General features: G+C 39.0%; 22 protein-coding genes. 9 read left to right on the forward strand and 13 right to left on the reverse strand.

Translation table 11 applies throughout. From position 1 onward, the window contains the following. Positions 1-366: 366 nt before the first annotated feature. On the forward strand, positions 367-1182 hold the full coding sequence (locus tag C3K47_RS00005; RefSeq protein WP_103787025.1) for an ion transporter: 816 nt from the start codon (positions 367-369) through the stop codon (positions 1180-1182). Between the two features lie 504 nt (positions 1183-1686). Here the strand turns inward: C3K47_RS00005 and C3K47_RS00010 are convergent. The 7 genes from C3K47_RS00010 to ffh form a co-directional block, all read right to left on the reverse strand. After that, complete coding sequence (locus C3K47_RS00010; RefSeq protein WP_317043003.1) at positions 1687-2199, reverse strand: REP-associated tyrosine transposase; 513 nt, start codon at positions 2197-2199, stop codon at positions 1687-1689. A 247-nt stretch (positions 2200-2446) separates the two neighbouring features. Then, the gene (locus C3K47_RS00015) at positions 2447-3244 is read right to left on the reverse strand and encodes a peptidase (RefSeq protein ID WP_103787026.1); all 798 of its coding nucleotides are present in this window, start codon (positions 3242-3244) and stop codon (positions 2447-2449) included. 36 nt (positions 3245-3280) lie between these two features. After that, on the reverse strand, positions 3281-5149 hold the full coding sequence (locus C3K47_RS00020; RefSeq protein ID WP_103787027.1) for a M1 family metallopeptidase: 1869 nt from the start codon (positions 5147-5149) through the stop codon (positions 3281-3283). 21 nt (positions 5150-5170) lie between these two features. Continuing rightward, positions 5171-6397 (reverse strand): TonB family protein, encoded by a 1227-nt coding sequence (locus C3K47_RS00025; protein WP_103787028.1) that lies wholly within the window; start codon positions 6395-6397, stop codon positions 5171-5173. Continuing rightward, a complete protein-coding gene (locus C3K47_RS00030) occupies positions 6390-6977 on the reverse strand; it encodes an RNA polymerase sigma factor (RefSeq protein ID WP_103787029.1) in 588 nt (195 codons plus the stop codon). The genes C3K47_RS00025 and C3K47_RS00030 overlap by 8 nt, the downstream gene beginning before the upstream one ends. Positions 6978-7050: 73 nt before the next feature. After that, on the reverse strand, positions 7051-7623 hold the full coding sequence (locus tag C3K47_RS00035) for a pentapeptide repeat-containing protein (protein ID WP_103787030.1): 573 nt from the start codon (positions 7621-7623) through the stop codon (positions 7051-7053). A 412-nt stretch (positions 7624-8035) separates the two neighbouring features. After that, positions 8036-9370, reverse strand: coding sequence for a signal recognition particle protein (gene ffh / locus C3K47_RS00045; RefSeq protein ID WP_103787032.1), 1335 nt, complete (start codon positions 9368-9370; stop codon positions 8036-8038). A 225-nt stretch (positions 9371-9595) separates the two neighbouring features. Between ffh and C3K47_RS00050 the strand changes: the two genes are divergently transcribed. Further along, on the forward strand, positions 9596-10351 hold the full coding sequence (locus C3K47_RS00050; protein ID WP_103787033.1) for a hypothetical protein: 756 nt from the start codon (positions 9596-9598) through the stop codon (positions 10349-10351). A gap of 86 nt (positions 10352-10437) precedes the next feature. Here C3K47_RS00050 and C3K47_RS00055 read toward each other — a convergent pair whose 3' ends face one another. From C3K47_RS00055 to C3K47_RS00070, 4 genes are all read right to left on the reverse strand, one after another. Further along, the gene (locus C3K47_RS00055; protein WP_133159306.1) at positions 10438-10650 is read right to left on the reverse strand and encodes a hypothetical protein; all 213 of its coding nucleotides are present in this window, start codon (positions 10648-10650) and stop codon (positions 10438-10440) included. A gap of 286 nt (positions 10651-10936) precedes the next feature. Further along, a complete protein-coding gene (locus tag C3K47_RS00060; RefSeq protein WP_207765208.1) occupies positions 10937-11257 on the reverse strand; it encodes a hypothetical protein in 321 nt (106 codons plus the stop codon). Positions 11258-11270: 13 nt separating this feature from the next. Beyond that, on the reverse strand, positions 11271-12908 hold the full coding sequence (locus C3K47_RS00065) for a M1 family metallopeptidase (RefSeq protein WP_103787035.1): 1638 nt from the start codon (positions 12906-12908) through the stop codon (positions 11271-11273). Positions 12909-12915: 7 nt separating this feature from the next. After that, positions 12916-13359, reverse strand: coding sequence for a hypothetical protein (locus tag C3K47_RS00070; protein WP_103787036.1), 444 nt, complete (start codon positions 13357-13359; stop codon positions 12916-12918). 242 nt (positions 13360-13601) lie between these two features. On the opposite strand from C3K47_RS00070, the gene C3K47_RS00075 reads away from it, so the two are divergent. The 3 genes from C3K47_RS00075 to C3K47_RS00085 all read left to right on the forward strand — a co-directional run bounded on the left by C3K47_RS00075 (position 13602) and on the right by C3K47_RS00085 (position 18707). Further along, positions 13602-15695, forward strand: coding sequence for a carboxy terminal-processing peptidase (locus C3K47_RS00075; RefSeq protein WP_103787037.1), 2094 nt, complete (start codon positions 13602-13604; stop codon positions 15693-15695). Between the two features lie 127 nt (positions 15696-15822). Continuing rightward, complete coding sequence (locus tag C3K47_RS00080; RefSeq protein ID WP_103787038.1) at positions 15823-16707, forward strand: class I SAM-dependent methyltransferase; 885 nt, start codon at positions 15823-15825, stop codon at positions 16705-16707. A gap of 92 nt (positions 16708-16799) precedes the next feature. Then, a complete protein-coding gene (locus tag C3K47_RS00085) occupies positions 16800-18707 on the forward strand; it encodes an alpha/beta hydrolase family protein (RefSeq protein ID WP_103787039.1) in 1908 nt (635 codons plus the stop codon). A gap of 51 nt (positions 18708-18758) precedes the next feature. Here C3K47_RS00085 and C3K47_RS00090 read toward each other — a convergent pair whose 3' ends face one another. Beyond that, on the reverse strand, positions 18759-20534 hold the full coding sequence (locus C3K47_RS00090) for a DUF885 domain-containing protein (protein WP_103787040.1): 1776 nt from the start codon (positions 20532-20534) through the stop codon (positions 18759-18761). A gap of 126 nt (positions 20535-20660) precedes the next feature. Between C3K47_RS00090 and C3K47_RS00095 the strand changes: the two genes are divergently transcribed. Beyond that, positions 20661-21194: a YfiT family bacillithiol transferase gene (locus C3K47_RS00095; protein WP_103787041.1), complete on the forward strand. Its 534-nt coding sequence runs from the start codon at positions 20661-20663 to the stop codon at positions 21192-21194. A gap of 25 nt (positions 21195-21219) precedes the next feature. Beyond that, entirely contained in the window at positions 21220-22773 is a 1554-nt protein-coding gene (locus tag C3K47_RS00100) for a C1 family peptidase (RefSeq protein ID WP_103787042.1), read from the forward strand. A 67-nt stretch (positions 22774-22840) separates the two neighbouring features. On the opposite strand, the gene C3K47_RS00105 is transcribed toward C3K47_RS00100, so the two are convergent. Next, on the reverse strand, positions 22841-23329 hold the full coding sequence (locus C3K47_RS00105) for a Dps family protein (RefSeq protein WP_103787043.1): 489 nt from the start codon (positions 23327-23329) through the stop codon (positions 22841-22843). 121 nt (positions 23330-23450) lie between these two features. Here C3K47_RS00105 and C3K47_RS00110 point away from each other — a divergent pair, with 121 nt between their 5' ends. Both C3K47_RS00110 and C3K47_RS00115 read left to right on the forward strand, forming a co-directional pair. Next, positions 23451-23948 (forward strand): DUF4199 domain-containing protein, encoded by a 498-nt coding sequence (locus tag C3K47_RS00110; RefSeq protein ID WP_103787044.1) that lies wholly within the window; start codon positions 23451-23453, stop codon positions 23946-23948. Positions 23949-24034: 86 nt separating this feature from the next. Beyond that, the gene (locus C3K47_RS00115) at positions 24035-24550 is read left to right on the forward strand and encodes a DUF192 domain-containing protein (protein ID WP_103787045.1); all 516 of its coding nucleotides are present in this window, start codon (positions 24035-24037) and stop codon (positions 24548-24550) included. Positions 24551-24568 lie beyond the last annotated feature (18 nt).

Here is a 24568-nt window from a genome sequence, read left to right on the forward strand (position 1 = left end):
ATTTTTGCAATCAGCCGCTTGTCGTAACGACTCTTCTTGTGCAATCTAATTAAATACTGGTCTTGTTCTAACTTTTTTTCCATACATCTTTTTTTGATGTATAGTTATAATAGGACGAGACAGCGTTGATACGCTTTGGCTTCCTCCGACAATTGGCTATACCCGGTCCTGAAATTTACTTTTATATTGGTTTGCAGCGTCCCGATTTTTATTCCCCTCTCTTTTAAATATTTGAGGGTTTTTAAATTTCTCAAGGAGGAAAGGTTAAAAGAACAGATTTTTACTTAAGCTCTTTTCAATTGCCTGGAGTTTATCGCCAAAGGAAAAATCTTTGATTATATTTAAAATACTGTGAAATTCTAGTTCATGTCATTTCAAACAAAAAGCTGGCGGACAAAACTGCAGGAGGTAATTTTTGAATCAAATACCTTAGGGGGTAAAATATTTGACGTCGCATTACTTGTTTGCATCATCATAAGCATTTTGGCGGTGATGCTCGATAGTGTAGCAACAATTCATCTACGCTATGGCCATTTCTTTTATATCATCGAATGGGTCTTTACTTTTTTATTCACCATTGAATTTATCCTGCGACTAATTGCCGTTAAACAGCCGCTTCGGTATGCCTTTAGTTTTTTTGGAATAATAGACTTATTGGCCATCGTTCCGATGTATCTGAGTGTAATATTTGTAGGTGCGCAATCGCTGCTGGTGCTTAGAGCCCTGCGGTTACTCCGTATTTTCCGGATTTTTAAATTGACGCATTTCTTGTCTGAAATGAGTTTTCTGGGCTCCGCCTTAAGATCAAGCATTAAAAAAATATGCATTTTTATGCTGGTCGTTCTTACCCTTGTTATTATACTAGGCTCGGTGATGTATCTTGTTGAAAGTGAAGAAAGCGGCTTTGGCAGTATTCCTGATAGTATTTATTGGGCTATTGTAACTATTACAACAGTTGGCTATGGCGACATTTCTCCCGTATCCCCCATGGGAAAGTTTATTGCCAGTATTATGATGTTGCTGGGATATGGAATTATAGCTGTTCCTACGGGAATTGTAACCACGGAGATGGTTTCTTTAGCTAGATTAAAAAAACATAGTGGGGATACTTGCCCTGGTTGCGGCAAAGAAGGCCATGATGCCGATGCTGTGTTTTGCAAGTTTTGTGGCGAAAAACTATAGGCTTAGCTACGCTTTAGCATCCATTTTACTTTATATAGAGTTCCTCTTAACTATTACAAATAAAGTGTTTCAAACACTTTGCAGGTTTTCGCACGCGTTGCAAACGCGCGCGAGCGGGGGGAAACCAACAAGTTTTAATTGACTATGAAATTTTCTATTTGGTATTGATAATTCTTTGCTCTTGTTCCTCTATATGGGAAGATGACAAAGTTTCTTTCTGCAAGAGATTTTATTGCTGAGAATCTTTCCTTCAGATAGATCACTTTGCATCCTGCAGTACTAACTTCATATTTATCAATGCTATAAATAAGACATAAAACTATTAGTAGTAAGTAATAAAGTACGTATATAAAAAAAGTAGAATTTACATCAGGTCACTTAATTGTAAGACCTTTTGTTTTTCAGTGGGGTAATTCGACTTCTCATTATATTTCATTGACAATTAACTTCCTAATTTTCCACTGCAAATGAAACAGAGGACTCGGTCCGGCCGATACCACCAAATCATTCCAAAAACGCTACTGCTAACAATCCTTTTTGACCTGCATAGTTTCTTGCACGGCTATAACGATAATGCTCTGGTTCATCCACTATTCCTGCTACAACTGGATTGTTGTGAAGGTAATCTAATTTCTGATCCATAAACTGATTACTTATCAATTCTTCAGGATGATTGTCCTGTTGCCAAAACTGATAAACCTTATTATTGCTGTTTCTTTTTCCTGTGCTTTTAAATATCCAAAGAAACCAGCTCTTCCTGCTTTCTGCTACATGATCTATTTCCTTCAATATTTTAACGGCAGTATATTTCTTAAAATCCTGTAGAATTTCTGATAGTGTTTGCTCACCGCTTCTGCTTACAATCAAATGGACATGGTTGCTCATTATGCAATAAGCATAAATCACCAATCCCTTATATTGTTGACAATAACATAAACTTTCAATTACTATGTCGGCATATAAACTTCTGGAGAACACATCTACCCATTCTACAACTGAAAAGGTGATGAAATAGATACTTTCCTCATTCTAAATGGTATAGCCAGATTTACTCATTTAGATAGATGCTGATGTATTCCGAAGATAATTACAGTCGTTTTTAAAAACAACAAGACCTCCTTTTTTAGTAAAGTGGTCTTGTTGTTTATTTTCCTATTTATCCCGGTCTGAAGACCTATGTTTCATTTGCAGTCGTAAGTCCCCGCTACGCTAAGACTTACGACAACCCAGGAGAAGGGCATTTCTCATTATATTTCATTGACAATTAACTCCCTATTTTGCCATAACGCTGATATTCAGAAAAATAAACGACGATTCTTTTGCCATTTCTAATTACAGGATAAAAAAGCTCGTAGCGTCCATCTTTTGCAGCGAACTGTATATTCGAATCACCTTTATCAAAGATCATGTTTAAATAAGCTCGTTCCTGAACTGAGGTTGGCATTATAAAGTCTTTTTTTGCAGGAGCAATTGTGTCTGATTCTGGCATGTATGAATTACCGAACGATAAGAATACGGGAGACTTATCAATAGAATCCTTAATTATTATTCGAACATAAGGGAAGTTTTTATCAGAGTTGGATAATATTTCTAATGTTTCGGTTGTTTTAGTAATCCATTTTCTATTGAAAGAATAAGAAAAAAAGGAATCAGTTCTTTTTTCATTAAACTGAATTGCTGATTCTGCGGCTTTAATAAGCAACTTTTCTTTCTTCTGTGATGTAATGTAATCGCCGGCTATTAACAATCCCAAAATGACAGGGAAACTAGCTATGAATAAATAGCTTAAACGTTTGCTAGTGCTTTTTGATAGTTCCTTTTTTTCCTCAGACTCTTTTTCAGCAATTCGGGTAAGGTTAAACATTATATTTATGAATAGCGCACCTGCCAATAATGCAAGTATTCCCATTATGCTCATTATAAATGTTTCAGTTATGTTTTCTTTGAAAATCTTCAATCCAAAAACGGTTACTGAAATAAAAATGAAAACCCAATAGATGAGCATAATGATAGAAATTATACCTATTAGGTTACTTAATTTAACTAGGCTTTTAGGTTTCATGGGCAATTGTTTATGAGTTGTTTTTTAGGTTTATCGCTATTTCAACAGTTCATCAATACTTTGCTGACTTACAAAATGATAATTAGGTCGGGCTTTTAGGTAAATGTCTTCAGCCATTTTCTTTCCTTCTTCCGTTGAGGCCATCGCCTTATACAATGGAAGCAGGAATCTTCTCCGGCCAACATGCGTTAAAAAATTATTTAACGAAGGGTATGCATCTACATAATGATTGTTAATAGCCAATGTTAACCATGCTGTTAAAACTTCACTATTGCCGGTTTTAGTAAATCCAAATACCTTATCAAGCTCTTTCATTTGATCTATTGAAAGAGTATTAGGTAAATGCCTGACAAAATGCAGCAGCTCATGAGAACTCCATTTCTTAAAAGGAAGTGCTTTTGCAGCCTTCCCATTAATCCATTGATTAAGTACCGAGTCGACATTGTTAAAACGAATGGAGGTGAACTTTGGACAATTGGCGGGTAATCCCGGTTCGAAAACCCACTTCTCTATTCCTATTTTTTCGGCTAAAACTTTATCATTCTTTATAAGCTCCTTGTAGTAATAATCAATAAACTCTTCGGAGTTGATGGTCTTAAAGGCATGTCTTTTAAAATATTGATTTAAAAAGGCATCGAATTTTGCACGACCAACAGCCTCTTCAATGGTCTTCAGTAGGCAAAAGCCTTTTTCGTAAGCAACGTCACCTGTGGCATCATCTGGGTTACGATCTTTTAAATTGAGTTTTAGTTTAGTGTCAGGATTCGTTGGACCCAAATCGGTCAATGTCAATTGCAGTTCCTGGAAGCCTAAAACAGCGAGCATATCAGCATAATCCTTTCCTTCCATTGCCTCCATAATTCTCCGTTCGAAATAAACGGTAAAACCTTCATTCAGCCACATGTCGTTCCAGCTGGCATTGGTCACCAAATTGCCGCTCCATGAGTGAGCCAGTTCATGTGCCACCAAAGTTACCAGTGATCGGTCGCCGGCAACAATGGTTGGGGTGGCAAACGTTAACTCGGGATTTTCCATTCCTCCGAAGGGAAAACTGGCAGGAAGCACCAACAAATCATATCTCCCCCATTGATAAGGGCCGTATAACTGCTCTGCAGTTGTCATCATTTTAGGCAAACTCTCAAACTCCCATGCGCATTTCTTGATCATACTTTTTTCAGCATACACGCCGGTGTTTTTTCCAAGGCTTCGGTATTCCAAATCGCCTACGGCTAAAGCCATTAAGTAAGAAGAAATGCGGTTTTTCTGACTGAAAGTATAATGACCTTCAGGGTTTTTATGAGTTGGATTAGTTGCACTCATTACCGCCAGCAGGTTTGAGGGGACAGTTACCGTTGCGTCATAAGTAAAGCGAATAGCAGGGCTATCCTGACAAGGAATCCAGGTGCGGGCTAAAATAGCTTCGGATTGAGTATATAAGAAAGGGTGTTTTTTATCAGTGGTTTGCTGTGGACTAAGCCACTGTAAAGCTTCTGCTTCAGGAGAGGTTTTATACCAGATGGCCACTTTTTTTGCCTGGGGGCTTATTGTAATTTCTAAGGGGCGGCCCATGTATTTTTTTTCATGACCTAAAACAAATACCGCAAGGCTATCATCAACCTTAACACTATCAATTAAAAGCCCATTCGAATCAAAAATTATATTGTCAGTTTTTTTATTGGCTGTAATATCCCAAATCGCCAGTCCTGTTATAATTTTATTGTCAAAATCAACTTTGATACTCAAATCCAGATGAGTAACCACCGCTTCTTTTGGCTTTGAAAAACTGTGAACATCAGCAGGACGTACCACTATCTGAACTTCTTTTTTCTTTGTCTCAGGTGCTTTTTTCTCTTGTTTGCAAGCCAATAGACTTAAACAAAGCAATGCGATGTACCTAAATTTCATAACATGTTGGTTTATGGAAGATTAAAGCTGGATGAAATTTACAAAATAATGGGCTTTGCCACTTACCGGTTTTCCATTCCTTATGGCTGGTAACCATTTAGGTCCGTTTTTTAAAACCTCGATGGAAGCTTTATCAAAATCAGCACCCATGCTTTGGCGAATCTTAAACTGGGTCAAAGAGCCATCGGGTAAAACGGTAAAGTCGACCTGAACAGTTCCTTCCCTGCCCATCTCAGTAAATGCTTTAGGATAATTAATGTTTTTATTAATGTAGATACGGTAAGCCGATTCTGAGACCGCAAAGGTGGCGTCGGCGGTATTAACTTTTGTCGATTTTAGGAACTCTTTTACACTCACTTCGGCCTGTTGCTTAACGTCGGGCATTAAACCATACGTTAGCGTTTTATGCTCCTCAAAGTTTAGGCTGGTTTCCAATGGAAGATATCCTTGTTTTGCCGCCTGTATTGTTGGTTTATTTGAGGAAAGAGGAATATTGAACTCGCCATTCTCATCTGTTTCCCCAATAATGGTTGTCCCCTTAATTTTTAAATCAACCGCTGTTAAAGGTTTGGCAGTTAAAATATCAATCAGTTTAATTACATGCTTTTCTTCAGCCTTTGCTTTTGCAACGCTTGCGACTGCACTTCTTTTGGCGAAGGTGTTTTCGGCAAAAGCATTTTTAGGTGCGGTTGTATCCTGAACAATAACAACTTCATTAAGGGCGGGGGCCGAAAGCGCTGTAGCTGCTGCTACAGTGGGAGACTCAACTGAAGGAGCCGTCGGAGCAATTGGAGCTGAAACAGGGCTTGGAGGTTTAGCTAAGTTTTGTGCTATGGCTTCTTCTTTTGGAAGATAAATTACCAGGGTGTCGTTTTTGGTCCAGATAATTGGCATGTCGGCCATTTTAGCAATTTGCTCGCGATCATGCCTTTGTTTTTTCACAATGTAAAACGCACCAATGCAAACCACCGCAGCTACTGTTGCGGCAATACTTAGTTTATGCCAGCGAAGTTCAGACTGTTTGCTACGGTCCTTAATTTTTTGGTTAAGCTGATGTTGCAGATCAACCAAGGCTTTGTCGCCATTAACACCTGCTTTTTTCATGGCCGCAAAACCTTCGAGCGCATCGCGTTCCAGATCCGATTGGAGCAAGAGCTGCAATTCTTCCGGCGATAATTCAATGCCGGCGAGTTCTTTCAGCTCTTTGACCAAAAGCTCAGGGTCCTTATTTTTATGCAACTTAGCCATTGTTCTTCTCCACGCAAATTTTCAGGTTCCGTTTCCCGTTTTGAATATAGCTCTTCACTTTCGACGCATCAAAACCGGTTATCTCTATAATCTCCTTATAACTTCTTTGTTCGATATAAAACAGATTTATACATATTTTTTGTTCTTCAGGCAGTTTATGAATACAGCGCTCCATTGCCTGCAGGGTTAACTCTTTATCATTGTTTCCATAATGATGCTCATCATCCATAAATTCCATATCCTCCTCTTCATCTTTTAATGAAACCATGCTTTGCTCAACGTGGTATTTTTTAGAACGAAGCTGCATTAAACAATAGTTTTTTGCCACCACGTGGATCCACGATTTCCAGTTGGTTACATGTTGATGAAGAAGGTCTTTAGATATTTTCTCGAAGATATGCATTACAGCATCTTTGCTTTCTTCCTCGTCTTTAAAGTACTTGAAGCACACCGCAAAAATTAGTTCCATGTAACGGCCATACAATTCTCCCAAACGCGCTATGTCACCACTACGGCGATAAAGCGTAAGCAGTTCCGAATCATCTTTCGGCTTGGGTTTATTGAAAAGCTTTATAAACATGAATACAAACTTCCGGGTAAGTTAAAAATTTTAAGATAAACAGCAATAAGTGTAAACGGAGCTTATAGCAGCATTATTCAATGGTAATGTTGTATTTGCTTAATAAGCCTGCAATGCCATGAATAGAAAACCGGGCTTTTTTGATTTTGTTTATTTCCGGGTCGAAGGAATAGTTGAATGAGGTTCTGAAATCAGCTTTTTCCAGGTTTGTATGGTCAAATATGGTTCCTAAAAGATCGCACGTGTCAAAAAGGGCTTCTGTAAGTTCAGCTTCTGTGAAGTCCACCTGGTTCAGGTTACAATCTTTAAAAGAGGTTTTTTTCAGGTTTCTTTTATAAAATGATGAAAGACTCAGGTTACAGCCTTCAAAATAAACAGCAAAAAGAAAAGCGGAACAGCTATCAAAATGGAGGCCCAATAGTTTGCATTGTTTAAAACGCACATCTCTGAAAGCAGTATTTTGCAGTTTGGCCATGCTTAGGTTGCTGCCGGTGAATGCGCAATCGGAAAAGGTTATATCGGTGAGGTTAACATTTGAGAAATTGCAATTAACGAAAGAACAGTTTTCGTATTCTCCTTTTGTAAAGGGTTCAACAGAAAAATCTACTTTTTCAAATACTTTATCCTCAATATAAGTTTTGTTCATTTCAGGCAGGGCTTAAATTTTACCGAAATGCAAAGAAAATCATTTTATGGAACTATTGGCCTTGGCATATAAACTTCGGCACAGTAAAAATAAGCCACTAAAGAAAAAAGTGAATAAGCTTATTAAACTGATCAGTGTCATAAACTCCGACTCGGTTTGGAATGATTTTAAAATAATGCAGCCTATTAATACACCGAAACTTAGTGTTCCCATCCAGAGAACAAACGTATGTACAAATTTCATTCTTGATCTAAAATTGGTTGGTTTTAGCCGGGCTAAAATTTAAATTGGTTTTCGCAATATAAAATATTTAACTATTGTTAAGCAGAGAAATAGAAAATTATCTCATATAAAACAACAAAGCGCCTGCAAACATCATTGCAGGCGCTTTGTTCAGTATTTATATAAACGCTTATCTTTTCATTCGTGGCATATTACGCATCATTTTGGCTGCCTGACCTGGGTCGGCGAATACCTTCATCATTTTGCGCATATCTTCAAACTGTTTTAGGAGTTTGCTCACTTCGGTGGCTGAAGTGCCACTTCCGGCAGCAATTCTATTTCTGCGGGTACCACTAATTAATTCAGGGTTTTCGCGTTCCAATGGCGTCATTGACTGGATGATCGCTTCAATATGTTTGAATGCGTTGTCATCAATGTCAACATCTTTAATGGCTTTGCCAACGCCAGGTATCATGCCCATCAAATCTTTAATGTTACCCATTTTCTTGATTTGATTAAGCTGCGAAAGAAAATCGTTAAAGTCGAATTTGTTTTTACGGATCTTCTTTTGAAGTTCAGCCGCTTGTTTCTCATCGAACTGCTGTTGTGCACGTTCAACTAATGAAACCACGTCACCCATTCCTAAAATACGGGAAGCCATACGATCTGGATAGAACACGTCGATCGCGTCCATCTTTTCGCCGGTACCGATAAATTTGATAGGCTTATTTACAACTGATTTGATAGAAAGGGCCGCACCACCACGAGTATCACCATCGAGTTTTGTAAGAACAACACCGGTAAAGTCGAGACGATCGTTGAAAGCCTTGGCTGTATTAACTGCATCCTGACCGGTCATGGAGTCAACCACAAATAAGATCTCGTGTGGCTGGGTAGCGTCTTTCACTTCAGCGATCTCGTTCATCATTTGCTCGTCGATCGCTAAACGACCGGCGGTATCGATGATCACCACGTTGCATCCGCTTGCTTTTGCCTGGGCAATACCTGCTTCCGCAATTTTAACCGGATTTTTCGATTCGTAATCGGTATGAACAGGAACGCCAATTTGATCCGAAAGCACTTTCAACTGATCAATAGCCGCCGGACGATAAACGTCGGCTGCTACCAGGAAAGGCTTTTTGCCTTTTTGCGTTTTTAAGAAGTTAGCAAGCTTTCCGGTAAAGGTGGTTTTACCCGCACCGTTTAAACCCGCAATAAGGATAATTGATGGATTTTGTTTAAGGTCGAGCTCGGAAGCATTTCCTCCCATCAACTCCACTAACTCATCGTTAACCACCTTAATCATTAACTGACCCGGAGAAACCGAGGTAAGCACGTTCATGCCTAAGGCTCTTTCTTTTACGGTGTCGGTAAAGGTTTTTGCAGTTTTATAGTTTACGTCGGCATCAAGAAGCGCTTTACGAACTTCTTTAACGGTTTCAGCCACGTTAATTTCTGTAATGCTGCCGTGGCCCTTCAGAACTTTAAACGCCCGGTCGAGCTTATCGGATAAATTATCAAACATAATTTCAGTAACAATCTGATTTCAAGGGCTGCAAATTTAGTATTTTTTATGGAAGTCTAATGGTTTTTATTCGCCTGCAAGAATAGAAAAGCGATAATGTTCCGATCGTTCATGCCAGGTTAAAACGCCGTTTAACAAAGGCTGATATCACTTGGTTAATGATTAACCGAGACTTATTTTTTCCTCTTTTTTGTGCACATTTACCAAAAACAAATTCTCTTCTTTATGAAATACTCACGGTTACTTACATTTCTTTTTGCTATTTCTTTTTTATTGACGTCGTGCTATGATGCTGTTCAAAAAATACAGTTTACCGAAAATGGCGGCGGAAACACGTCATACAGTATTGATTTTAGCAAGGGCCTTGCAATGGTTAAAGCCTTTATCCCTGATTCAATTCAGCAATCTCCAGATTTTTCGAAGAAAGTTGACACCACTTTTACACTTATTGATGTAATGCCGGATAGCTTGAAAAAAACAAAAAGTGAAGAAGCATTACGCATGTTATCTGCCACTATAATAAATATGAATATGGATATGGCGAGCAACCAGTTTAAGGTTGAGTTTAAAGGCACTTCCAACAATGAAGCAGAGCTTCGGTATCGCCTTCAAAACCTTGACAAGGAACTTTCGGCTACTGATAATATTGCTGGCGGCGCGAAAGGCCTTGCTGGCGGCGCTTCATCAGGATTAAATACTGACTATTTTATTTATGAATACAAGAAAGGCTACTTTAAACGCACGGTAGATACGGCTGCGTTCAACAGGAGTCTTGCGCAAAATTCGGCAATTTATGAAATGATGCAGGGCTCAGGCTTAGACGCGAACTTTGTACTGGAAATGATGTTCCCTAAATCAGTAAAAAAATATAAGTCGACATTGCTTACACTAAGCAGCGATAAAAAGGTAGCCACTCTCAAATATTCGATGAAGGAGGCGATTAAAACCCCTTCCATTATGAATGTGGAGATCGAGTACTAAAAGGGAGTTCAGGATACTATATAAAATAAAAAACCGCTAAGAATCGTTTCTTAGCGGTTTTTTCCTTAATATGATGGGTTGAAGATTTATTCTCCTTTTGGCCAGTATAAATAAAAAGCTATAAAAAACGGCTCAATTCCAAACATTGTTAAGTAAATTTTACCTAAGGTTTCAATGAATGTAGTTTGAGCAACTTTGTCGCCCATATTGAAAACTGCTAATGCACTGATAAGTAAAATGATGGCAAGTATTAAATTAAATGTCATCAGTTTTGGTATCAAATTATCTTTTCTTTTCATCAGAGTATTAATTTCTCTATATCTTGTTATTTAATTCTGAAATCAGTTTTTCTGTATTTCATCGACAAAAATATAAAAATTACCCAAAAAGCAATTCAAACTGAAAATTAATCTCTTTTAAAAAATAGGGTTTAAATAGGATCGATTACTTATTCATCCATCTGTAAAAACGGTTAAAAAGAGTTTTTACGGGCCATACCAATTTCTGAAATTCTGCTACCATAATCTTTTCCTGATTCTAAAAACAATCTGCCTCTATAACGCTGTTTGGTAGACACATATTATGCTATGGTAGTTTTTTCAGTCCTTCTTTTTCAATGGGTATAATCTCATCTTTTTCTTTATAGACCAGGTATTTACCAATCCAGGCCAAAGTAAAAGTTGGTATTACATCAGTTCCAGGCAGTATTTCTTCCAGGAAATTAAAAGCACCCCCAATAAGGCCCATTTTTCTTCTGAATAAGAAAAAAAAGACGATGGCTGAAAAGGGCGCCCAAAACAGATCGCCCAGCTCGCCCAAAATCGGAATGGAATAAGTGCCCATGCCTAAAAAATCCATAACAAGACAAATGGCAAGGTCCGTATATTTCTTATTGGAGGCTTTCATTTCGTTTTCTAAATCAATACTTCTTTATGTCAATGTAAAAAAGGTCCTCAGCAACCTTAATTTCTGAAAGTCGTGTTGCCGATAGCCTCTGCCAGCTGGTAGTTGGATAAATGAATTGCCAGTTGTTAGCTGCTTGGGCTATTTTTATTGGCATATCAAATCCGGCAACATCCGCTTTCCATCTATACAACAGATCACCGTTTTCTTCCTTAAGCTCCAGCAAAGGAATATGGGTATATTTAAGATATTGGTAAAACACTTTAGTTAAATCTCTGCCCGACTTCTTATTGATGAAATCTATAATATCTTCAGTAGTAACGGTTTGCTGTTTAAATTTAGTTTGAATTCCCTTTAAAATATCAAAGAAAATATCATCGCCTACAATGCTTCTGATGGTATGCAACATTAGGCCGCCTTTGTAATACATATCTCCTGAGCCTTCTTCATTTACTCCATAAGGACCAATGATAGGTTTGTCATTGGCTACTTTATGCTTATAGCCATTCTCATAAGCCAGGTAATCGGCATAGCCAAACTCGCATTCAACATAAAGCGCCTCTGAGTAATTGGTAAACCCTTCGTGTATCCACATATCGGCAATGTCTTTTGCGGTAACATTATTGCCAAACCATTCATGTCCGCTTTCATGAATAATTATAAAGTCGAATTTATTACCAATACCGCTACCGGTAAGATCATTACCCAGGTATCCATTTTTGTATTTGTTGCCATAGGCCACCGCACTTTGATGCTCCATACCCAGGTAAGGGGCATCAACTAACTTATAACCATCTTCATAAAACGGATAAGGACCAAAACGCTTTTCAAAACAGGCAAGCATAGGCTTTACCTGTTTAAACTGTTCTTTTGCCTTTTCAACATTTTCGCGCAGCACATAGTAATCCAGGTCCAGATCGTTAAACTTATCTTTTAGGTGTTCATACTTGCCAATGTTTACTGTTACATCGTAATTATTGATGGGGTTGCTAACAAACCAATTGTATTGGGTAAAGCCATTTTTCAGATCAACAGTTGAGCGTAAGCGACCGTTGGAAACATTCATCAAGCTGCTCGGTACGGCAACGCTGATCATCATGCTGTCGGGTTCATCACTTTGGTGTTCTTTATTGGGCCACCAAAGGCTGGCTCCAGTTCCCTGGCAAGCCACACCCGCCCAGGTATCTCCCTGTTTATCCCTGGTCCAAACAAAGCCGCCATCCCACGGCGCTCTTTTCGCAACAATGGGTTTTCCCGAATAATAAAAACGGAGGGTTTGAGTAGTTCCAGTCTTAACTTTTTCAGGAAAATCAATAAATACGGCTCCAAATTCGCGCTTGTATTTAAGTTCGAGGTCGTTCCAAACGATCTTTTCTACTTTCATATTTTCGAAAAGATCTACTTGCATCCGTTTAAACTCTTTAACTGTTTTAAACCGAATGTCGTTATAGCCGTTAATTGACTTATTAACAGGGTCGATTTTTATGTCGAGGTGATAAAAAGACACATCATAACAGGTGCGTTCGGGACTTAAGGTACCCCTTAAGGTATCGGCGCGCGTGAAATGCCGGTGATTATCCATTAACTGGGCATTTGAAAAAAGCGCGCCACAGCTAAGAAAGGAAGTAAGAAACAAGGTTTTTTTAAGATTCATTGATTGATTAAGGTTTAAAATCTGAAAGGTGCTGGTCTGAGAATCTTTGCTGAATTAGTTGAAAGAGCTTGCGCTCCTGAAGTCGAATGTTGTGAATGAGTAATGTACTGATCTGATTCATTACTTCGGAAGCATTTTCGTTTTCCGACAGTTGTTCAAAAAGCTGAATGATCTTTTCCTGTTCGGCAGAGATCTCTTGTATGAGTTTGTCAATTTCCGAATCGTGTCCTGAAAAGTAGCTGAACACTTTAAACTGCTCATTTTTGAAATATGATTTTAAGTGACCGGTGTAAAAACTTAAAGCATATTGTTTACGTTCTTCAAATGATGAAGGCTTTCCCTTATAAACAGGCATCTTGCTGCTGATCAATTGTGCAAGGACCAGAATATCATGGTGCTTTTGTGAAATTGGAATAAGCGATGAATGGCGTTTTAAAGGTTTTTGAGTCATTTAACAATAGCAATAAACATAACAAACAAAAACAAAGTCGTGGTAATATTAAAAAAAACCGGAAGCAATTTGTTGATACAAATTATTTACATCAATATCGTTACTTAAACAGCCATAAATAAGTAAAAATGATCCTTACTTTTCGGTACTTTGTTTGTTTATATGTTGAAATTGCAAGCATATTCGTTCTTATGAATATTATTGCATAAATTATTAAAAAGAATACCCTAACCCTCAAGAGAATGATTAAAAAATTGATGCTGGAAGCTATGGCCTTTTCGTTCATAGTTAGTTCATGTTCAGCAACTCCTTCGCGCCTTACTACTGATGTGGGTTCGGGCAAATTTAACTTGCAACCCGAGCCGAAGCACTTTATGGTAGCCAAAGTGATTACCGGTGCAATTGAAGAGTACCACTACAAAAAAGTTAAACTTAATGACTCATTGTCTTCTCAGATTTTCAACAGGTACTTAAAGGACCTTGATGGATCGAGAAGTACCTTATTAGCATCGGATGTAAAGGACTTTGAGCAATACCGCTACGTAATTGATAATCAGTTGGAAGCAGCTGATCTTACTGCGGGTTATTATATATATAACCGTTATGCCGACAGGCTAAGTCAGCGGGTTGACTACGCCCTTTCATTGCTTAATGGAAAGCAGAACCTGGACTCTACGGACACCTATGAGCTGGACCGGGAAAAAGAACCTTGGTTTGCTTCTACTGCAGATCTTAATACCTATTGGAGTAAACGAGTTCGGTACGAATTAATAAGCCAAAAGTTAATTAGTAAAGACGAACAAAAGGCATATGATATTATTAAGAAACGATACCAGAATTTAAAATCGACCTTAGAGAAACTGAAAAGTGAAGATGTGTTTGAAACGTATATGAATGCGTTTTCTTCAACAGTTGAGCCGCATACGGTTTATCTTTCTCCAAAGAATTCTGCCGATTTTAAAATTGATATGTCACGTGCTTTAGAGGGCATTGGGGCAACACTTCGTTCTGAAGATGGATACACCAAAATTGTGCAGCTTACCAAAGCAGGCCCGGCTGAAAAAAGCAAGCAGGTGCAGCCAAATGACCGCATCATCGCTGTGGCACAAGGTAAAGATGGAGAGTTTGAAGATGTAGTAGGATGGAGAATTGATGATGTTGTAGGTAAAATTCGCGGTCCAAAAGGAACCGTGGTTCGTTTGCAGATCATTCCATCGGGTGCTGATGTAAATTCTACGCCTAAAACGGTGGTACTGGTTCGTGATAAAGTTGTTTTGAGCGATCAACAGGCTCAAAGTGAAGTTAAACAGGTAAACTTTAACGGCAAGGTGTATAAGATCGGGGTTATTAGTGTTCCGGCCTTCTATATTGATTGGGATGCGATGCGCAAAAAAGATCCGAACTATACTTCAACAACCCGTGACGTTAAAAATGCCTTAATTAAATTTAAAGCCCAAGGTGTAGACGGCGTTGTAATGGATCTGCGAAATAATGGCGGTGGATCATTGAAAGAGGCGATCGAATTAAGTGGATTGTTTATTAAAACAGGGCCGGTAGTACAGGTAAGAGAGGCTGGAGGCAGCGTGACTGTTAATGAAGATAATGATCCGGACATTACCTACAGCGGGCCGCTTACTGTTTTGGTAAACCGCTTTAGCGCATCAGCTTCAGAAATTTTTGCTGCGGCAATGCAGGATTACCAACGCGGTTTGGTTATTGGCGAACAAACCTACGGCAAAGGAACCGTACAAACAGCCGCAGCCATCAACGAATTAATCAATAAACAGGATAACCTGGGACAATTGAATTTAACTGTTGCCAAGTTTTATCGCATTAGTGGTGGAAGTACCCAACATAAAGGCGTAATTCCTGATATTTCGTTTCCAAGTATGTTCCCTGCTGATAAATTCGGCGAAAGCTCTGAGCCAACCGCTTTACCTTGGGATCAGATCAATCCTGCACAGTATTCACCGGTTGGTAAATTGGTGAATCTAAAACCATCATTGAGCACTGATCATGTGAAACGGATGGAGGGAAGTCCAGAGTACAAATACCTGTTAGAAGATATCAAAGAGTTTGAGCAAAATGAGAGCCGGAAAACGGTCGTATTAAACATTGATGAACTGAAGAAAGAGCGTGAAGCAAAAGAAGATGAAGACCTTGTTAGATTCAACGCCCGCAGAAAGGCTTTAGGTGAAAAACCGGTAGCCAAAGGCACTAGTCTTACTCCTTTGAATAACGATTTTGTAAAAGACGAAAGCCTGCAGATTACGGCTGAGTTGATTAACAAAACAATGCCAAACACCATTGTTGAAAAAGTTCCTAATAAATTTTAGTCTTCCGTGTGAAGTATAAATATTAAGCGGACAGGGTTTTAAAGCTCTGTCCGTTTGTTTTATCCTCATTTCTGTACGGTAACATAAATTTTGATTTTCTTTGTTATACCTGTAATTAAACCTATAAATGGAAGAGATTTTAAGGTCGCCTATCAATAATAACGAGTTAGCCGAATTTATTACCGCTACTGATTATATGGTAAGCGGTAACGACTTTTCCATCAAGATTGACGAAGAAACAGGCTTGCTGGTAACCACTCCCCGCCCAAAGGAAGAGGAGCTGGGGAAATATTACGACAGCAAAGATTATATATCGCATACCGATGGGAATGAGAGTTTTTTTGAGAAGATCTATAATCAGGTTAGAAACTACACACTTAAAAAGAAATTAAAATTGGTTGCGTCTAAACATGCTAAAGGCGCACTGCTAGATGTAGGTTGTGGTACAGGTGCCTTTCTACAAACCTGCCTGTTAGCAAAATGGGATGTAACCGGAGTTGAGCCTGATAGTAAAGCAGCAACATTAGCTAAGGCTAAGGTTACTGTACCAATACATTCTTCTCTGTTTGAAATAGCCTTGGACGGCAAACAATTTGATGTGATAACTATGTGGCATGTTTTGGAACATGTTCCTGATTTGAATCATACCATTGATCGATTAAAAAGCCTGCTTTCTCCCCAAGGTGTTTTAATAATAGCGGTTCCCAATTATAATTCTTATGATGCGTTGCATTATGGTCGTTTTTGGGCAGCCTATGATGTTCCTCGTCACCTTTATCATTTCTCTCAGCCATCAATTAAAGCACTTTTTGGCAATCATGATTTTGAGCTAAAAGAGACCAACTCCATGGTCTTTGATTCATTTTATATAAGTCTATTAAGCGAGCAATATAAGACTGGCAGAAAAAAGTGGTTTTCAGCATTTTTAATGGGTCTCGAATCCAATATTAAAGCTCAGCAAACCGGTGAATACTCTTCTCTTATCTATGTGTTTAATAAAATGAAAGGATAAGACGATTAAAATACTGATGACGATACAGTTGTAATAGGCTAATAATCAGACATAAAATCATTAACTTCATAGAAAACTAACTTTGGTTATCTATGAAAATTAGAACAACTTTAAAAGCAGTGCTTCCTATCGTGGTAGTGCTGCTTTTGTCTTTTTCCCAAAGACAACAACCTCTTGCTAAAGCGCAGCAAATTCCGCTAGAGGACTTTTTTAAAAATCCGGAAAAAACGAACTTTCAAATTTCTCCTGATGGGAATTACATTTCATACCTGGCGCCCTACCAAAATAGGCTTAATATTTTTGTACAAAAGATAGGGGTTGATAAAGCCGTACGGGTTACAAGTGACCTAAAACGCGATATCAGGAACTACTTTTGGAAAGCAAATAAGATAATGTATTTGCAGGATGCAGGCGGAAATGAAAACTTTCAGCTTTTTGCTGTTAATGCCGATGGAACCAAACCCATGGAAATTACTCAAGCGGGTTACCGGACTGAATTGATCGACGATCTTTCGTCTGATGATCAGCATGTGGTCATCCAAACGAATAAGCGAAACGCGGAAGTGTTCGACCCCTATAAAATTGATTTGGCCACAGGAAAGGCAACAATGCTGTATGAGAACCCTGGCAATATCACCGGCTGGATGGTTGATCATGAGGGAAAATTGAGAGTAGCTTTGGTTACAGACGGTGTTAACTCTTCAATACTATACCGTAATAGCGAAACGGATAAATTTAAAACTTCGATTACCACCGATTTTAAAGAAACTGTAGCTCCACAGTTTTTTACATCCGATAATAAATATGTGTATGCTATTTCAAGCCTAAACCATGATAAAAATGAGCTGGTTATTTTTGATCTCGAACAAGGAAAAGAGCTAAAAACAGTTTATGCAAATCCCGACTATGATGTTGAATTCGCCAGTTATTCCCGGAAAAGGAACAAGTTAGTGGCGGTGGGCTATACATCGTGGAAAAGTGAACTGGTAGCGATGGATGATGAGGCCAAGAAAATTCTCGACGACCTAAAATCAAAAGTGGGAGAAAAGAATATCGGCGTTATGTCAATCAGTAAGAATGAGGATAAAATCATTTTCTACGTTGGTGCCGATCGGTTTAATAAGTTTTATTTCTATGATGTTAAAAATGGGAAACTCGACTTGTTAGCGAACACTCGTCCATGGTTAAAAGAAGAACATTTGGCAGAAATGAAGCCAATAAAATATACTTCAAGAGATGGCTTAACCATTAATGGGTATCTCACCCTCCCTGTTGGGGTTGAGCCTAAAAATTTGCCAGTTATTATCAATCCACATGGTGGTCCATGGGCAAGGGATGAGTGGAGGCTGAATCCTGAAGTTCAGTTTTTAGCAAATCGCGGTTATGCTGTTTTGCAGATGAACTTCAGAGGTTCCACTGGATATGGTAAAGAGTTTTGGACCAAGTCGTTCAGGCAATGGGGACGGACCATGCAAAACGATGTAAGTGATGGCGTTGCCTGGTTGATCAAGGAGGGTATTGCCGATAAAAGCCGGGTCGCAATTTATGGTGGTAGCTATGGAGGTTATACTACGCTTGCGGGCATCACCCTTACTCCTGATCTATACGCTTGCGCGGTTGATTATGTGGGCGTTGCCAATATGTTTACCTTCATGAAAACAATACCTCCTTATTGGGAGCCCTATCGTAAAATGTTTTATGAGATGGTGGGCGATCCGAAGGCGGATAGTTTGATGCTGGCAGAGGTTTCGCCTGTTTTACATGCTGATAAAATTAAAGCACCATTGTTTATTGCACAAGGAGCTAATGATCCAAGAGTAAACAAAAACGAGTCGGACCAGATGGTGGAAGCCTTGCGTAAACGGGGTATTGAGGTTGAGTATATGGTAAAGGACAATGAAGGGCATGGTTTTTCTAACCAAGAAAACAAAATGGACTTTTATAGAACAATGGAGAAATTTTTCGCGAAACATTTAAAGCCGGAAGTGGGTAAGAACTAAATAAAAAAAAGAGGCTTAGACAAGCCTCTTTTTTATTTGTATACATTAGGATCATTGTTTTGCTGCCCAGGCATCCATTTTCGATTCAAGAACATCCAATGGTAAACAACCCTCATTTAATACCTGGTTATGAAATTCGGCGATATTAAATTTATTGCCCAATTGATTCTCGTATTTGTTCCGCAATTCACGGATCTTCAACTGACCTATTTTATAAGATAAAGCCTGACCGGGAATGGCCATATAACGTTCGATCTCAGATGTGGCTTCTGCTTCAGAGATCCGCATATTTTCCATCATGTATTGAATAGCTTTTTCCCTGCTCCAGCCCTGCGTATGAAGACCGGCATCAACCACCAGCCGAATGGCACGCAGCATGGCATCACTTAAATGCCCCAGGTATTGATACGGATCGGTAAATAGTCCGAGTTCTTTGCCCAGGCTTTCGGCATATAAGGCCCAGCCTTCACCATATGCTCCGTACCAGGCAAAGCGGCGGAAAGTTGGCAAAGTGGTGTTTTCGATCTGCAAAGAATTTTGATAATGATGCCCGGGGATGGCCTCGTGTAAAAACAAAGTTTCCATTCCAACCGTGTTGAATTTTGTGGCATCTAAAATAGGCACATAAAAAATCCCGGGACGTTTACCATCCGGCGAGCCTTGGTTATATTCAGGACTTGCTGACGCTGCTCTGAATGCCTCTGTCTGACGGATCTCGAACTTCATTTTTGGGGTATGGTTGAACAGCTTTTTCAGCTGCGGGTCCTCTTTTGCCTTTATTGCCCAAAAAGCATCAATTATCTCTTTTGGAGTTTTAAAAGGCATAAACTGCTTATCGTTATTAGCAAAATGGAAAAAGGCTTTTAAGTCTCCGTTAAATTTCACTTCAGCTTTCACCTTTTCCATATCACTGCGTATTGCGGCCACTTGCTCCAATCCCAAATCATATACCTCTTGTGGCGTTTTTTGAGTGGTGGTCCAGTATCGGATCAAATATTGGTAAAGATCTTTTCCCTGTGGAATTGCATCTATTCCTGAATTGGTACGTGCTTTTGGCAAGTATTCATTTTTAAAAAAGTCGCCAAGCTTTTGATAAGTTGGATTTATCTGTTCAACAATAGCTTTTGTATAAGCCTCGGTCAGTCTTTTCTTGTCAGCTTCATTAAAATCGTTTGGAAACTTTGTTATTGGTCCGTAGAAAATACTTTTCGAAGCATCTATATTAGCAATAGCCGTCATTTGAGGGATAATTTTAACCACCAATGCTTTCGGTAAAATATAACCTTTGGCAATACCTGTACGCATATTCGCTACTGCTGTGTCTGCCCAAACAGTAAAGCCATTTATCCGGCTTAAGAAATTATCGTAATCTTTAACAGTGGCAAAAGGTTGGTTGCCGGAACCTGAACCAAGTTGAGGGAACGTTAAGGGTAAGCTCCAGAATTGGTTGATCGGTAAATATTCGGTATGATAGCTGAATCCTTCAAGCGACATGCTCATTTCACGATGAAAGATATCGTAGCTTATCTTATCATTTTCATTGAGTTGTTCCCTGTCGAAGCCATTGCATTCATTGTTATACTTGTTGAAAAAGGCCTTTGCTTCGGCTATATAAGCCTGACTGCCATCATTGGGTAATAAGTCGTTATACCGGTTATCGCCATAAGTAGTTGCTTCTAGCGGAAACAGCTTCATACGTTCGTCCCAGTAATTGTCGAGCATTTTATGAAATGCCTTATTGTCGCTTGGAGCCTCCCCCTTTTTTGATGGGCCACTGCAAGCAACTGCAATAAATGTTAAGTAAATTAACAAGGTTGATTTCTTCATACTAAGATTGGTGTTTGTAAATATTTCTCTGATTATCGAATTTAAAAATATTATAATGAATAATTGAAGAGCGAATCAGCGTTTCTTTGAGCCATAAAGCAATTGTTTAAATCTAAAACGAATATAATGACTGCAACAGCGCTTGAAATTTTGCAATATCCTATTGGACGCTTTGCAAAACCTACTATAATTTCTGTGGAAGAAATTGAAGGGGCGATTAAAGAAATTGAACTATTGCCTCAACAATTACAAGTGGCTTTAGATGGAATGTCTCCGGCGCAGTTGGATTCGGCCTACCGGCTCAACGGCTGGACCATTAGACAGGTTGTGCATCATATACCCGATAGTCATCTTAATGCTTATGTACGCTTTAAGCTCGCTTTAACAGAAAACAATCCAACTATAAAGCCTTATGCCGAAGATAAATGGGCCGAGCTGCCCGACTCTACTCTTACTCCCATTGGAACTTCTATTGAATTACTTGCTGCTTTGCATCAGCGATGGGTGGTTTTACTAAAGTCGATGAGTGAAGATGATTTTAACCGAACATTTTTTCATCCCGAAAGGAAAATTTCATTAAGTCTTGCAGAAGTTGTGCTATTGTATGCATGGCATGGGAAACATCATCTCGGCCATGTTTTACTGGTAAAAAATCGATAAATTAGAAAGAATCAATATTCAGATCATGCCAATCAGAATGGTTAAAGATGAGGGTGGTTCCTCACAAGGCGGGCCTCCCGGCGGCGGCGGAGGTGGCTTTTCCGGCGGCGGTGGTGGCGGCGGAGGTTTCATTGCACTGCTGCTCGGTTTGTTGCTTCGAAACCCCAAGCTTTTACTAGTAGTAATTGTTATTGGAGGAGCCTTCTATTTTTTTAAAGGCGGTTGTTCCGGTGGAGGCAATTTGGCTCAAATAGCGGCCAAAGTTTTAAGTACCGGTGCCAACTTCGATCAGAAACAGTATGATAAGGCCGAAGTGTTTGAACCTTTAGCCTACGACAAAAACAAAAATCCGCTTCCCGAGCGTGTTTCTTTGCAACAGTATTGCCCTAATCGCTTAAGTCAGGGCGAGCAAGGTTCATGCGTAGCCTGGTCAAGTGCATATGGTGCAAGAACCGTTTTGGAAGCCCGTAGAACTGGAGCTGACCCCAATCAAGTGGCTTTTAGTCCTGCGTTTTTATATAACCAGATTAAAATGGATGGTTGTCAGGGCTCTTACATTATCAGGGCCATGAAATCAATGAAGGAAACCGGGGCATTGCCTTTTAGTGAGTTTCCTTACACTGATCAGGATTGCAGTCGTATGCCTAATTCATCTCAGTTGGCAAATGCCGAAGAATATGCCATGCTGGGTTATAACCGGCTTACTGTGGGAGGTGATGATTATACTATCGATTTGAATGCCATGCGGCAGAATCTTGCTCAGGGTGCACCGGTAGTGATAGGTATGATGGTTGGCGGATCCTTTATGCAGGAAATGATGGGTCAAAAAGTATGGCACCCTACCAATTCCGATTATTCAATGAGGGGTTTCGGTGGCCACGCTATGTGCATAGTGGGCTATGACGATTACCTTGAGGGTGGCGCATTTCAAATTATGAATAGCTGGGGGCCGGAATGGGGTGAAAATGGCTTTGGATGGGTTAGATATAACGACTTTGTTCACTTTGCGAAAGAAGCGTATGGGGTTTACCCGATGGGCGAAAAAGGGCAGGTAAAACCCAATGAATTTAAAGTTAGCGTTGGTTTAGTAGAGAATTCTTCAAAAAATTATATCAACCTAAATGCTAAAGGCAATAATATTTTTACCACGAGCTCTCCCGTAAAGAAAGGCACTAAGTTTAAAATAGAGGTAAATAACAGTCTTGAATGTTATACCTACGTTTTTCAGGATTCTTTGGGTAAAAGCACGGTTTTATTTCCGTACACGTCCAAACATTCACCCTATTGCGGTATAACCGGGGCCCGTTTGTTTCCAAAAGACTACTCAATGCAAATTGATGAAGTTGGAGGAAAGGATTTGATGGCAGTAGTAGTCACTAAAAAACCACTCGATTTTCAATCATTTAACCAGCAAATAAATAAGGCCCAGGGAAGTTCATATGCTGAAAAGGTAAGGATGGCATTAGGGACAATGAATATTGATGGTATTAATTTCTCTGCAGGGCAAAAGATCTCTTTTGAAGCCCCGGTAGAGAAGGCTGATGCCGCAGTGGCTGTAATAGTTGAGATCCTTAAATAAGAAAAAACTCCCGAGCGCTATTTCGGGAGTTTTCTATATACAAGTTGTCCGCAAGAATTTATGCTTTTTATTTTGCCAGATAGGCTGAATACATCCAAACCAGTTTTTCCTGTTGCGAAATATAATCACTCATTAATGAATTAGTGCCTTCGTCATCGGCATCCGCCGAAAGGTCAAGTATCACCCTCTCTTTTTCCAGTAAAACTTTAAAACCCTTAAGTACTTCTTCAACGGCTAAAAGTCCGTCTGAAACGTCTTTAATTTCTTTAATGGATGAATTTTTAACATAATCGCTGAACGAGTGCATTGGCGTTGCTCCTAAAGTTCTGACACGTTCAGCAATCTCATCAATCTTTAACAGTGAATCGGTGTAAATTTCTTCAAACTTAACATGTAGTTCAAAGAATTTTTGACCTTTTATGTTCCAATGGAAACCGCGCGCGTTTTGGTAAAAAATCTGATAGTTGGCTAAAAGGCCATTTAATTTATCAGCCAGCTCTTTGGTTTTGCCGGCATCCAGACCAATTGCATTAGTGCTTTTTTCTTTTTTTGACATACTTCAAAAACTTTAAGTTAATAGCAGATTGTTTGGTAATTTATATAGGAGCTTATGTCCCTGAGAATGTACCAATCTACGAAAAACTCTTAAATGGTTTTAATCAAATGAAAGAATTGTAATGATAAGAACAGAGTTTAAATGGGCTTTAGTTATCAGTTTACTAAACTTTATATGGCTTTTGCTTGAATATGCCGTTGGTTTACACGATCGGTATTTATCTGTTCTGCCTTATGTTACTCTATTTTCAATTATTATTCCAGTCGTTTTTATCCGTAAAGCACTTGTAGAAAAAAGAGAAAACGAGTACCTGAAAAACATATCTTTTTGGCAATCAATGCTAAGCGGATCCTTTATTACAGTTGTCTGTTCAGTTATTAGCGTGTTTAGTATGATGATTTATTTTAAACTGATCAATCCTCAGTTCACCGATTTTATGGTTGAATATGTGGCGAAGAAGGCTGCCGACAACGGGGAAAATATTGCTCAGGCGAGCGAACGCGCCCGTATTTACTTTAGCATGAAAAGTTACATGCAGAAAGCTTTTGGTGGAACTATGCTTATCGGATTATTGGTTACTCTATTTTGGTCGATCTTAATAAAAAGAAAAACTAATTGATCAAAGATTAAATTCTAGCTGTTAACTATCTTTACGAGCCAATAACAAAGAAAAACAAGCGTTATATAGTTTTATTTTTCAAATCAATGATTAAAAACACAGCATTTTATCTGCTTTTAGCAACAGCCGTTGGTATAACTTCTTGCGGTGGAGGTTCTGAAGCCAAGAAAGAAAACATTAAATCGAACGAGGAAATTACCGAAATTCCTGAGCCTAAGTTTTTAAGAGAGGGCGAACTTTCTTTTATAGCTAAGGACGGTAAGGAGCTCAAAAAAATTGATATTGAGATTGCCGATGATCAACAACAACAAGAGCAAGGGCTGATGTACCGTAAATCAATGGCCGATAGCCAGGGAATGCTATTTATCTTTCCTGATTCGGATCAGCGCAATTTTTGGATGCACAATACTTTTATTTCGTTGGATATCATTTATGCGAATGAGAAAAACGAGATCGTTAAAATTTGTAAAAACGCCGAACCCCTGAATGAAAATCAGAATTTAAGTTCTGATAAAAATGCAAAGTATGTGATCGAGGTAAATGGTGGATTTAGTGATAAATACGGACTAGCTGAAGGCGATAAAATCAGCTTTAAACGATAAAGTAAAACACCCGGTCTG

The sequence above is a fragment of the Solitalea longa genome (genome assembly GCF_002920915.1).
Classification (GTDB): Bacteria; Bacteroidota; Bacteroidia; order Sphingobacteriales; family Sphingobacteriaceae; genus Solitalea; species Solitalea longa.